At 38.5% G+C, this 12,547-nt stretch carries 10 protein-coding genes and 1 other RNA gene; 4 read left to right on the forward strand and 7 right to left on the reverse strand.

Annotated features, from left to right (window positions below):
• Positions 1 to 119: 119 nt before the first annotated feature.
• Positions 120 to 716: a hypothetical protein gene (locus NXS00_RS10160; RefSeq protein ID WP_258099078.1), complete on the reverse strand. Its 597-nt coding sequence runs from the start codon at positions 714 to 716 to the stop codon at positions 120 to 122.
• A 27-nt stretch (positions 717 to 743) separates the two neighbouring features.
• Positions 744 to 893, reverse strand: coding sequence for a hypothetical protein (locus NXS00_RS10165; protein WP_258099079.1), 150 nt, complete (start codon positions 891 to 893; stop codon positions 744 to 746).
• 109 nt (positions 894 to 1,002) lie between these two features.
• Here NXS00_RS10165 and NXS00_RS10170 point away from each other — a divergent pair, with 109 nt between their 5' ends.
• From NXS00_RS10170 to NXS00_RS10185, 4 genes are all read left to right on the forward strand, one after another.
• On the forward strand, positions 1,003 to 1,647 hold the full coding sequence (locus NXS00_RS10170) for an RNA polymerase sigma-70 factor (RefSeq protein ID WP_258099080.1): 645 nt from the start codon (positions 1,003 to 1,005) through the stop codon (positions 1,645 to 1,647).
• A 136-nt stretch (positions 1,648 to 1,783) separates the two neighbouring features.
• Positions 1,784 to 2,761 carry a FecR family protein gene (locus tag NXS00_RS10175; protein ID WP_258099081.1) on the forward strand — a complete coding sequence of 326 codons (978 nt, stop codon included), beginning with the start codon at positions 1,784 to 1,786 and terminating at the stop codon, positions 2,759 to 2,761.
• A gap of 162 nt (positions 2,762 to 2,923) precedes the next feature.
• Positions 2,924 to 6,304: a SusC/RagA family TonB-linked outer membrane protein gene (locus tag NXS00_RS10180; protein ID WP_258099082.1), complete on the forward strand. Its 3,381-nt coding sequence runs from the start codon at positions 2,924 to 2,926 to the stop codon at positions 6,302 to 6,304.
• 29 nt (positions 6,305 to 6,333) lie between these two features.
• Complete coding sequence (locus tag NXS00_RS10185; RefSeq protein ID WP_258099083.1) at positions 6,334 to 8,187, forward strand: RagB/SusD family nutrient uptake outer membrane protein; 1,854 nt, start codon at positions 6,334 to 6,336, stop codon at positions 8,185 to 8,187.
• Between the two features lie 83 nt (positions 8,188 to 8,270).
• Here NXS00_RS10185 and NXS00_RS10190 read toward each other — a convergent pair whose 3' ends face one another.
• The 5 genes from NXS00_RS10190 to NXS00_RS10210 all read right to left on the reverse strand — a co-directional run bounded on the left by NXS00_RS10190 (position 8,271) and on the right by NXS00_RS10210 (position 12,480).
• Positions 8,271 to 8,663 carry an LAGLIDADG family homing endonuclease gene (locus NXS00_RS10190; RefSeq protein WP_258099084.1) on the reverse strand — a complete coding sequence of 131 codons (393 nt, stop codon included), beginning with the start codon at positions 8,661 to 8,663 and terminating at the stop codon, positions 8,271 to 8,273.
• Between the two features lie 227 nt (positions 8,664 to 8,890).
• Positions 8,891 to 9,286, reverse strand: a transfer-messenger RNA (tmRNA) gene (gene ssrA, locus NXS00_RS10195).
• A 93-nt stretch (positions 9,287 to 9,379) separates the two neighbouring features.
• Complete coding sequence (locus NXS00_RS10200) at positions 9,380 to 10,336, reverse strand: mechanosensitive ion channel family protein (protein ID WP_258099085.1); 957 nt, start codon at positions 10,334 to 10,336, stop codon at positions 9,380 to 9,382.
• A 399-nt stretch (positions 10,337 to 10,735) separates the two neighbouring features.
• A complete protein-coding gene (locus NXS00_RS10205) occupies positions 10,736 to 11,869 on the reverse strand; it encodes a THUMP domain-containing class I SAM-dependent RNA methyltransferase (RefSeq protein ID WP_258099086.1) in 1,134 nt (377 codons plus the stop codon).
• Positions 11,866 to 12,480 (reverse strand): DUF1684 domain-containing protein, encoded by a 615-nt coding sequence (locus NXS00_RS10210; protein WP_258099087.1) that lies wholly within the window; start codon positions 12,478 to 12,480, stop codon positions 11,866 to 11,868. Before NXS00_RS10210 ends, NXS00_RS10205 begins: the two co-directional genes overlap by 4 nt.
• Positions 12,481 to 12,547 lie beyond the last annotated feature (67 nt).

Below are 12,547 nucleotides of genomic sequence, written 5' to 3' on the forward strand. Positions count from 1 at the left end.
AGGCCAATGTCTGTAGAGACTCAACATTTAAAGGTAAATGAAGATGATTTCGTTCCTCAATAAAAATGACTGATAGGTAACTTAAAACCTTCCTTGACTATGATAGGGTAATGTTTGTTTTACTTTTCGCACTGAGTATTGTAGAAAGTGACAATTTCCTGAGGTATTTTGAAATCTCCATTGGAGAGATTGCGCTTAAGATCAGGGCAATCAGAGAAGAAGGACGATAAAACTTTCTTTTTTAAGCCGAAAATTCCCTGCGTTGCTCGGGCCATTACATCTTCATTAGCTTTTTTGAGTAATGGAAAACGCGACGGTTGATCATCCATTCCATCTACCCAGTAGTAATAATACATGGATACAGGGCCTTCGGTTACTACTTCTAAAAATTTCTCATTTCCTCCAAAATCAACAATTTGGTAATGGTTGGTTAAAATATTTAATTCAGGTACCGCTTGTAACCGGAATTTTCGATAAATGTGATGACCAATACCTATTTCCTGAATTTCACTATGCGCATATTTTTTACGCTTCCGTTTTTGATTAGTCAGGCGAATTTTAGAAAAGTGTTTGTCTTTGGTAAGCAGTTGTTCATATCGATCAATCGATCCAAAAAGACTGTCTCCATTGGTCAATATCACATAGTCAGATTGGGCAGTTAGAGGGATTGATATTGAACTGGAGAAAATCAGTAGAACTAATGAAAGCTTGATCATGATGAAAAATACAGTTTCTTCGTCAAATCAAGATGCAAGTTGAGGAAAAAATGGCTTGGTGATTTTACTTCCTTCATAACTCATCAATTCATCAGTCAGATCTAATTTCAATTTGTCATTAGAATGCTGGATGAGTACTAGTAAAAACAGTTGTGTGTAGATTATTTGATTTTTCAAGCTAAGCAATTATCGATAGGAGAACTTGTAGACTTTTTATGACTAATTCATTTCATTTTTCTTAATTTGTGCGTTATTCTGAAGTGTTTTCTTAGTCTTTTGGTTTAAAATGTCTCGTAAAATTCACAAATTATCAATTGCGGTTCCCCAGTCTGAACAAGAATGGGAAATCTACTTTGAGGTGATTTATAAGGAATATTTTAAAAGATTATATGCATATGCCAGAGCCATCGTCGATTCTCAGAGTCTGGCAAAAGATGTTGTTTCCGATTTGTTTTTGGGTTTATGGAAGAATAAAGAAAACCTTGGTCAAGTGGATGATCTTGAGGTTTACTTATTTGTTTCTACTCGCAATCAAGCCGTTCAGGCCTTAAAGAAGAATCAAGCTATGCCATTATCTAAGGAGTCTCTTGAGATCAAATTGGAGTCAATTGATTACATCAATCCTGAAGAGCTATTATTAGAAAAGGAACTTCTTGTATTATTGAAGAAAGTAACAGCTGAATTGCCAGATCAATGTCGATTGATTTTTGAACTATCCATTGAGAGAGGTCTTAAAAACTCAGAGATTGCAAAGGAATTAGGGATATCTCCAGTGACCGTGAAAAGTCAGAAAAGGAAGGCACAAACCAAGCTTAAAGCGGCAATTTTAAAATATTATCATGATCATGATGATTCTAATTTGCCTGATATCCGAATGATTAGCCAGTATCTCCTGTTAACTGGTGTTATCAATTATGATTTGTTTGGTTAATTGCCCAATTCATTGAGGAAGTAGTTGGTGAAATAAGGTATTTGTTGATTTGAATGCAATTATTTAAAACTTTGAGCGCCTTTTGCTTTGTTTCAGACTCCTTAATATGTAGCGCAGTTAAAGCGCCACCTATTATATGGAAGACCTACTATACAAGTATCTAAATAATGAGCTATCTCAAGAAGAATGGGTGGAGCTACGTCACTGGTTAGATAAGAGCGACCTTAACAAAACAACACTTAATAACCTTAAATCTTTCACATCTAACATCAGTCATGAGGCAGATGAGTTAGAGCAATTAGTGTGGAAAGAGTTAAAACTTGCCAATCAAGCAAATAAGCAGGTGTACCCAAAGTCTTCCCGTACATTATGGCCTTTCTTAAAAGTGGCTGCAGTTTTTCTAATTCTTTCAGCCTTGACAGTTCTTGCTTATCGGTTATATCATCAGAAAGCAGAACCTCAACAGGTTTTAATATCGATAATCATCAAAGAAGCTCCTATGGGGAGCAAAATAAAAACCAGATTACCAGATGGAACTACTGTTACTCTAAACGCTGGATCAAAGCTTTACTATCCAGAGTCATTTACCAATGAACATAGAATTGTTCAACTAGAAGGTGAAGCTTTTTTTGACGTTACTCATGATCCTGAGAAACCGTTTTTTGTTGAGTTTAATGATAGCGAAGTAAAGGTATTGGGTACTTCGTTTAATATAAGAGCATATCAGGAGGAGCAAACCTCTGCAGTCTCTGTGGCTACTGGTAAGGTGTCCTTCAAGTCTCAGGACGATGAATTAATTCTATTGCCTATGCAAATGGGTGTTCAAAACCATCAAACATCAGAGATGACTAAAAAGAAAGTCGATCAGCTAGAGGCTTTCGGATGGACAGAAAAAATTCTTTATTTCAACCATACAACATTTGATAAGGTGATTAAAGATCTCGAGCGTTGGTATGGCGTCAATTTTGAAATCAATGGAGACTTTACTCCTCTTGGTACTTTTTCAGGAGAGTTTAGAAATGAGTCACTTAATCAAGTATTGCAGGGATTAGCACATATCTACCATTTTGACTTCAAGATCGAAAAAGGTCATGTGACACTTGATAAAAAATAAGCATAATAACCATAATCTATAACCAAACTAAAACCCTTATGATATCCAGAGAACCCTAGCTACTTAACCAAAAAAGAACCCACAAGTCCTGTTTTGTCTGCGAAACGGTACAGGAAATGTGGGCCACAGTTTCGATAAATCATTTACCAAAACCTAATTTTTATGGAATCAAAATTACATAAAATAGTTATTACTATGTCCAAAATGTGCATATACGCAATAGTTATACAGCTTTCTGTATACACATTGGCATTTGCTATGGACGGAAAGGCGCAAAATAAAAGCGTCAATGAGATTCGGGTGAACCTGAACCTAAAAGCTCCTACCAAACTCAATAAGGTGCTGGAGTCCATAGAGAAAAATACAGAATTCTACTTTTCGTTCAGAGACAATGAGGTGAAGAGTTCTGCATACAGACTAAATTCAATAACTGAACAAACGACTCTTGGAGATCTGTTAATGGATATTTCCGAGCAGACAGATCTGTCATTCAAGCGGATTAATAACAATATCTACATTTCCAAGAAGGAAGATGAAGGAAATAATGGAATTGAAGAAATAATCCAGGAGGATATAGAGATCTCAGGTATTGTAACCGATGAAAAAGGTGAGCCTCTTCCTGGAGCAACTATTGTCGAAAAAGGAACTTCAAATGGAACTATTACTGATGCTGATGGTTCGTTTAAACTTTCTGTATCAGAAGGAACTACTATAGTGGTAGGGTTTCTAGGTTATTTACCACAGGAGATTACCTTATCGGGTCAATCAAGCTTAAGGGTAACATTGATAGAAGACCTCACCAATTTAGATGAAGTCGTAGTTGTAGCATTTGGTACACAGAAGGAGTATTCAATCGTAGGTTCTGTATCTACTATTGAGCCAAATAGGCTACAAAACAGCACTAAGCGATCTCTTAGTAATAATCTAGGGGGGCAAATATCAGGAATCATTGCCGTGCAGCGCTCAGGTGAACCAGGGTATGATAACTCTAACTTTTGGATCAGAGGGATATCCACTTTTGCCGGAGCTCGATCACCACTCGTTTTGATTGATGGAGTGGAGCGTTCTTTAAATAACATTGATCCTGCAGAGATTGCCTCATTTTCCGTATTGAAAGACGCGGCTGCTAGTGCTGTATATGGTGTGAGAGGTGCCAACGGTGTAATATTGATCAATACCAAACGTGGACAGATAGGAAAACCTTCGGTTGATATTCGGTATGAACAAGGATATACGCAACCTGTGAAGTTGCCGGAGTTTTTAGGAGCAGCTGATTATTTAACCCTGTTGAATGATATTGCATTGGAGTCTGGTCAGCCTCAACCTTACACAGATGAGCGGATACAGAATATTAGAGATAATGTAGATCCGGATTTGTATTCGGATGTCAACTGGTTGGATGCGATTACGAATGATCATGCTTCCAATAGTCGATTAAACCTAACAGTTTCTGGAGGGAACGAAATCTTAAGATATTCTTTGGTGAGTTCCTTTTATGGAGAAAATGGAATCATCGCACGAGATGACGCACAGTCGTGGGATTCATCTATGAAACTTCGCAGATACAATATGAGATCCAATGTTGACATTAATTTGACCAAGTCAACTTTGTTGAGAGTCAATATTGGTGGTTATTTGATGGATGAAAATAGGCCGCCTCAGTCTATAGATAATTTATTTGGAAGAGCGTTCGAGACACCTCCTTTTGTGCATCCAACCATTTATTCTTCAGGTGAAATACCAGTAGTTCCTCAACGAGATAATCCATGGGCTCTTGCCACTCAAACTGGTTATGAAAGACGCAGTGGGAGCAAATTGGAATCATTGTTTTCGATCAACCAGGACCTAGATAATATTCTTCCAGGATTGAAAACGAAGGCACTTTTCGCATTTGATAGATACTCGAGCAACGGTGTTTTGAGAAGTAAAAGCCCGGATTATTACAATCCAGCAGTAGGCAGAAATGAAGATGGAAGTTTGGATTTAATTATTTATCAATATGGGCAAGATTTTCTTGGATATGAAGCAACATCTGAATGGGGTGATAAAAATATCTACTCGCAATGGGATTTGACTTATACGAGAAACTTTGGTAAGAATTATGTCGACTTGATGTTTCTGTACAATCAGCGAAACTATGATAATGGTGATCGCTTGCCATTTAGAAACCAGGGGATAGCCGGAAGATTCTCTTATGCATATGATCATAGATATGTTGCCGAGGTGAATTTTGGATATAATGGCTCAGAGAATTTTGCTGAAGGGCAGCGCTATGGATTGTTTCCTTCAATAGCCGTGGGTTGGCTGTTGAGTGAAGAGCCTTTCATGGCGTCATACAAGAATGTGTTTGATAAAATTAAGTTCAGAGCTTCCTATGGCCTGGTTGGTAATGATCAAATAGACGGAAGACGGTTTGCTTACATAACTACTATTGGAGATACTAACGGTTATACCTGGGGAGTAAACAATGATTACTCCAGAGCGGGGCGTACGGAAGGAGATTACGGAGTATCTAATTTAACCTGGGAAACGGTTACTAAAGCCAATATTGGTCTGGAATTGGGTGTTTTCAACAGTGTTAAACTTCAGGCAGATGTGTTTAAGGAAGTCAGGGATGATATATTCATGCAGCGCAGGTCTGTGCCAGGTTCTAGTGGCTTTGTGAATACGCCTTGGGCCAATTATGGTAAAGTTGACAACAGAGGTATTGATCTTTCATTGAATGTAAACAACAATATCTCGCGTGACTTCAATGTCTCCATGTGGGGAACATTTACTTATGCAGTTAATGAAATTCTAGAGCAAGATGAACCAAGTACCATCATTGGCACCAATAGATCCTCTACAGGTAAACCTGTAAATCAAATCTTCGGATTGATTGCTGAAGGACTATTTACAGAGTCCGATTTTGCTAATGTGGAAACAGGTGAATTGCTAGAATCTGTACCTGGCCACACCTTCGGACCTGTGAGACCTGGAGATATCAAATATCAGGATGTTAATGAAGATGGAGTTATCAATGATCTGGATAGAACTGCAATTGGCGGAACTGTAGATCCTCAAATTATCTATGGGTTTGGATTAAATATGAGGTACAAGAGTTTAGATTTTGGTGTTTTCTTCCAGGGTAATGCCTTAACCTATAGAATGATTGGTGGTTCGTCGTTCATTCCAGGGTCTAATAATGGTGCATTGGGTAATTACTTTTCTAATGCCGATGATCGATGGACAGTTGAGAACCCAAGTCAGGATGTCTTCTGGCCAAGACTTTCTAACTATCAACACGCTAACAATAACCAGGCTTCTACCTGGTGGCTTAAAGACATGAGCATGTTAAGAATGAAAAACATAGAGATAGGATATAATTTCCCTGTCGCTATCATTAACAAAATTCACATGAAAGATGCCCGTGTTTTTGTTAGGGGGGACAATTTGTTGACATTCTCAGGATTTGATCTTTGGGATCCGGAATTAGATACAGGTAATGGTTTTAGATACCCTATTATGAGATCTTTCTCTGCAGGTCTAAACTTCAATTTTTAATCAATCAGGAAAGAAAATATAACTCAATCATGAAGATCTTAAGATATATTTTAATAATCTCAGTATTGACCTCTGTAAGTGCGTGTTCTGATTATTTGGACAAAATGCCTGATGATCAATTAACACTAGAAATGGTGTTCAATGATAAAACCAGAACCGAAGATTGGCTGGCAGGAATCTATTCCAATATTCCAGATCCATATTGGGGTTTCGCCAGATCCATTGGCTATGACGCACTATCAGATGATATGGCACCATCGGCTAGATGGGAGCAATGGGGTTGGGGAGTGATAGGTAAACAGACTGGCAATTGGAATACTGCCACAGGTTGGGATCCAAATTACTGGTCAGAGTTGCCTAAGCGCATACGAGCTGCTTATATATTCATGGAGAATGTAAGACCAAATCCTTCACAAAAGGTGACGGAAGTAGAGGTGGAAAATATGAAAAATGAAGCCAGGTTTCTGATTGCTTATTATTACTGGCTGATGTTGGAAGCATATGGTCCAGTACCCTTTACACTTGGTCTTACAGCTAGCGACGCTTCTGAAGAAGAACTGTTTATTGGCCAGACACCATTTGACCAGATTGTAGATTGGATTGACTCTGAACTTGTGCAGTTGTCTACCTTATTGCCCGATAGTTATTCAGAAAACCAGAAGTTTGGTAGAGCTACTTCCATTATGTGTTTAGCCGTTCGTGCCAGGATGCTATTGTTTGCTGCAAGTCCTTTGACTAATGGAAATCCTGATTACGCAGGACATGTTAACGACAAAGGCGAGGAATTATTCAATTCAACTTATGATCCTGGAAAATGGAATAGGGCAGCGTTAGCTTCCAAAGAGCTGATAGATGCTGCAGACGCTGCGGGTCATGAGTTGTATTATGAGTACAATGATGATGGTACAATAGACCCATTTTTGTCATATCAAAACATGATGTTCAAAAGATCTTCAGATGGTAATAGGGAAATACTTTTTTCCAGACCAAATTGTGATACCTGGGAATATGATAAACATGCGCAACCAAGAGGAACTGGAGGTAATGGTGGTATGAGTGTTACTCAGTCATTGGTGGATGCATTTTTCATGAAAAATGGTTTGCCAATAGATGATCCTAACTCTGGTTATACAGAAGATGGCTTTTCTACAGAACCAGAATTTAGAAATACTAAATGGATAGAAGTACAAGGAAATCAAGAAGGTAATGAGGGTAAAGTGACCCTTGAGGGAACTTATAACATGTACTGCAATCGCGAGCCCCGTTTTTATATTTCTGTTTTGTATAATAGGGCCTGGTTTAGAAGAGAAGATCGAACTACTCGGTTTTTAAGTGAGGAATGGGATGGAGGACCTACTCATGATGCTCCTCAAAATGGGTATTTGGTAAGAAAAAAGGTACATCCTGATCATGATCCAAGAAATGGAATCAATCCTTATCGCCCTGGAATTCTTTACAGACTTGGAGAGGCATATCTAAACTATGCCGAAGCACTCAATGAAAGTAGTCCTGGAAATCCTGATATTTTAACTTACGTCAATCTAATTCGCGAACGAGCGGGAATTCCTGGTTTGCCTAGTGGCTTAGGGCAGGATGAAATGAGAGAAGCAATCAGAAGAGAACGTCGTGTTGAGCTCAACTGTGAAGGGATTCGTTATGATGATATTCGTAGATGGAAGATGGGGGAAGAAGTTCTGAACGCACCATTTATGGGAATGAATTTCAATGGCACGCAGATTAGTGATGATGAAAATAATCCGGATGCATACTTTATTAGGACTATGTATCAGCAACGTGTTTTCACTAAGAAAAATTACTGGTTTCCTGTACCTCAATCAGAAAGAGATAAGAACCCTAATCTGGTTCAAAATCCATATTGGTAAGTATTTGTAATAGATATAAGGAAGTAACATAAAAAAGCCTCGCTCAATGCGAGGCTTTTATTTTGTGGAGTCGGAGGGATTCGCTATTCCCATTGCTTAAGTAAAGACTCTATTGCTTGCCTTTCAGTCAAAGAATATTTTCCGTTTCTCTTACTGTGAGATTTATATTCTCTGATGAAATTAATTCTCTTCAATTTTTTCGGATGATAAATATTTAATCGATCCGCAAGAACTGAAAATTTTGAAAAGTAGGAATATCGGAGCTCAGATTGATCAGAATATCCTTTCTTCTTTTTGGTAACAATAGTTCCTTTAATCTCAAGCTGTTTATAAATGAACTTGTTGATCTTTTCCAAAATAATTCTCTCATTGTTATGAAAGGTTATAACAGGACTTGGTAATTGGTTTGGATGAATTTTATTCAATTGAATAGAACCATCGGCATCAAAAAAACCAGATATGTAATTCCAATTCATAGATTGAAAATACAAATTATCATCAAATTCATTTATCCAGAATTTCTCCTGGGATTGGACTATGTCATCACCTGTTCGAGGTGTTGGGCGCTATGGGCTCACCGTAGTGTCCCTAGTCTCTGAACCTTCTTCAGTCTTCCCTGAAGCTTGGCTGCAAATTACCATATATGACGTTTCATACTTAGGCTTCTTGCAATTCACCCAATTTTAAACTTATCATCCCTGATAAGTGGGTCCGAATTGTCAAACCCTCGTCCAGCAAAGGAAATCATGGACCTTCTACATGCTTAGTTGCTCATTTGATCTCGCAGGTGAGCCGGAGAACAACACCCTACCCGGCCTGCCAGCTATTTGAGTTTCGCACAGTCTTAATAGCATCGTCTGCACTAGTCCTGAAGGTCGACACCCCTTGATCCTGATTACAGGACAGAATCCTGGAGGGATGTGGCAGGGGGAGGCTTTGGCCTCAACCCTAATTAATTACAACATCTAAGTCGTAATTAGGCTGCCATGGCGTAATTAGATTCGCCAATTATAGTTCGAGTGAATTGATCACAGGTGTACACTCGCCACCTGACATGCAAGTACATCATTTACACTTCCTGTCGATTCCGGTCGACCCCATTTAAGTGTTCGTCCCTGCCTTCTGCAGAAACGGGTTGCAAATATAGTAACATTGGTTACTCTACAAATAATTCCTTAGAATCGATTCTATTTTACGTAGCGGCGTTGCTAGAGTTTACATTCATCTCAGATAAAGTCATTCCGCCTTTGATTCCAAAATCCAGTGTCCTGATTGGGAAAGGAATAGTGATTTCATTTTCATCAAATGCCTTCTTAATCGCTTTAATCGCTTTGGAGCGCATATGTAAAAAACCGGGATTGTCAGGATAATCTATCCAAAACTTGATTTCAAAGTTGATAGAGCTATCTCCGAATTCAGTGTACGTGAAGATCATGTCTTCATGACGAATTACGCCTTCCAGGTCTTTTAGTGTTTGTAATACCAGGTCTTCTACTTTTTGTAAATCATCGGCATAGGAGACTCCTACAGCCAGGTCAATTCTTCTTTGTCCGAGGATAGTGAAGTTCTGGATTGGGCTCTGTAATACGTCTTTATTGGGGATGTAGACCTCTTGTCCTTGAAATGTTTTGACTACCGTTACTCGCAGGTTCGTTCTGGTGACTGTACCCATATAGTCGCTGATTTTCACTATGTGACCAATATGAAAGGGAGTTCGGAAAGCAAGTATGATTCCTGAAACGAAATTGGCCGCAATGTCTTGAAAAGCGAAACCCAAAGCTAAACCAACTACTCCAACCCCAGCTAATAGCGATGTAACGGCTTTGTCTAACTGAAGTACATCCAGGATAATGAATAACCCTGTTCCTAGAACGAGGTAGTAGATAATCGTTCCGAAGAGGTTTTCCAGTGATCTATTAGCTGAAGATCGTCTGAAAAGTCTTAAGAAAACTTTTTGAATGGCCTTTGCGGAAAGTAGAAAGATGATAAACAGCACTACGGCCACCGCCATGTTGGGCAGCATATTGAGAAAGTAGTCCCACCAGGTAACAACCTTTCCGGTTATTTGCTCGATAGGTTCTTTCATTTCGGTAGTCAAAGAATCAGCGGCTTGCTTAATCTTTTCACCGGTGTTTTGCGGATCATTCATACAATGAACAACATGCAAATTAAGTTTCTGTTTTGAGAAAATTAGAAGAGGATACGGTGATGCCTAGAAATTTTGATTAAAAATTGCAGTTTTTGATTTTGCGTTTAGCGAACTATTCTCTGATTTGGAATATTTGCTATTAATAACTTTTAGATCGCTTTTGGATGCTTTTACACTAATAACCATTATGAAAAAAGCAATAAGAGTAATTGCAAAAAGTTTAATTCTCATTCTTGTAGCCAGTTTGTAGCTTGCTTTACTCCTTCTGTTAGTTTGGCTAATTTTCATGAAGCAAAGTTGCCATAACTGTAAGTGTCAAAATAGAGGGAAATAACCAAATAAGAAATTACGTTATACACTTAGAGTTACCCCTAATGAATCACTTAATTTCCTTGAAATTTAGTTTTCTCGGCTTCCTTTATACATCTCGTATTTCTGGAATTTGCATTCCAATGATCCGTTAAATAGAACAAGTTTCTTGGATGCTCTCAACTTTAAGTGCTTAAAAGCCTCCATGTTGCTGCTCAAAATCCAAGCATCAAATCCATCAAAATTGTTTTTCAATACATCACTTATGGTTTTGTAGAACTCATTGGTGTTGGTTCTACCAATTCGTTCACCATAAGGCGGATTGCAGACGATCATTCCTTTTGGAGTTTTAGGACGATGATCTTCAAAAGCAATTCGTTGGATATTGACTACATCCTTTAGTCGAAATTTTCTTAAGCTCTTGTTAGCTGCTAATACGGTATTGCCATCAATATCTCCTCCTGAAATATCTAATTGAGTTTTTCTCACTCCAGCACGTCCTTCTGCTACTACTCTGTTCCATACGGTTGGCTGGTAGTTGCTCCAGTTTTTGAAGCCAAAGTCAGATCTGTTTATTTGAGGAGGTATGTTTTGACCCATCATGGCTGCTTCTATCAGGATGGTTCCAGTGCCACACATCGGATCAATTAAAGGAATGTTTTTATTCCATCCGGCAAGTTTCAATAAGCCTGCACCAAGGACTTCATTGAGCGGAGCCTCATGTCCGGGCTCTCTATAGCCTCTACGATTCAGTGTGTCACCAGAGCTGTCTAGCGAGATGGTAAACTGATCTTTGAAGGCATATAAATCGAACTGGATGTCTGGGTTTTTGATGTCTACAGATGGACGTCTTCCGAACTTATTACGAAATTGATCTACTATAGCATCTTTCGTTTTTAATGCTGCATATTTTGAATGCCGAAAGAATTCTGAAAATACCGTATTGTCGATGGCGAAGGTCTGTTCCATTTTCAGGTACTTGGACCAGTCATGCTTCATTACCTGATCGTAAAGCTGCTGTTCATTTCTTGCCTGGAAACTATAAACAGGAACTAACACTTTGAGTGCTAATCGAAGATTGTAGTTGGCTTTGTATAGAAATTCTAAATCACCTTCACACGCTACAGATCTTTTATGAACCTGCACGTTCTGACCACCTAAACTTTTTACCTCTTCTGCTAATAGTTCTTCTAAACCGAAGAATGTTTTAATATGTATTTTCAATGTTTCTCGTCTTTATTCCAGGCTTTTACTCCCGCTTCAATCCGCAAAGCTAAATCATTCTTGGCAGGTGGGATAGGACATGAGTATCTTCCGCTGTAAGCACAGTAAGGGTTGTATGCTTTGTTGAAGTCCAGAACTATAATATCTCCTTTAGGAATTCTGAGATCCAGGTATCTACCGCCTCCATAGGTTTCAAATCCATTAGTCAGATCGGTGAAGGGTGCGAAGAGGTAATCCTTATATTCTTCTTCCTCTCGAAGTTCCAGGTTTTGATAGATCGGAAACTCAAATTTTTGACCCTCTATTTCAAATCGAGCAATACCATATTGTACATAAACTGGTAGTCGATCAGTAGTTGTTGGAATAGTGAACGGCTTTTGAAATGGTGTAAATTCAAACGAGGCTTCAATTCTCCAATCTTCATTGATTGGGAAGAACTCTAAAGATTCGAACTTTTTAAAGTCTTTTTTCTCTAGTGGAGATTCTTCAGGATCGGCGAACTCATGATTTAATTCCTTTTGCCATTCTTTAATTTCTTCGGCATGAGATTGTTGTGCAAACAAAACGGCACTGACCGATAACGAAACAAGTGATATAACTGCCTTTAGCATAATTGTGAAAATAGATATTTTGATCTTCAAAAATCCATTAGATTTACCCTAATCCTCCATGGATTAT

This window comes from Marinoscillum pacificum, from assembly GCF_024714495.1.
In the GTDB taxonomy this organism is placed as follows: Bacteria; Bacteroidota; Bacteroidia; order Cytophagales; family Cyclobacteriaceae; genus Marinoscillum; species Marinoscillum pacificum.

Bases quoted from the DNA above. Each gene is read 5' to 3' on its own strand.
- NXS00_RS10160 (WP_258099078.1), bottom strand. From the start codon at position 716: ATGATCAAGCTTTCATTAGTTCTACTGATTTTCTCCAGTTCAATATCA.
- NXS00_RS10170 (WP_258099080.1), top strand. From the start codon at position 1,003: ATGTCTCGTAAAATTCACAAATTATCAATTGCGGTTCCCCAGTCTGAA.
- NXS00_RS10175 (WP_258099081.1), top strand. From the start codon at position 1,784: ATGGAAGACCTACTATACAAGTATCTAAATAATGAGCTATCTCAAGAA.
- NXS00_RS10180 (WP_258099082.1), top strand. From the start codon at position 2,924: ATGGAATCAAAATTACATAAAATAGTTATTACTATGTCCAAAATGTGC.
- NXS00_RS10185 (WP_258099083.1), top strand. From the start codon at position 6,334: ATGAAGATCTTAAGATATATTTTAATAATCTCAGTATTGACCTCTGTA.
- NXS00_RS10190 (WP_258099084.1), bottom strand. From the start codon at position 8,663: ATGAATTGGAATTACATATCTGGTTTTTTTGATGCCGATGGTTCTATT.
- NXS00_RS10200 (WP_258099085.1), bottom strand. From the start codon at position 10,336: ATGAATGATCCGCAAAACACCGGTGAAAAGATTAAGCAAGCCGCTGAT.
- NXS00_RS10210 (WP_258099087.1), bottom strand. From the start codon at position 12,480: ATGCTAAAGGCAGTTATATCACTTGTTTCGTTATCGGTCAGTGCCGTT.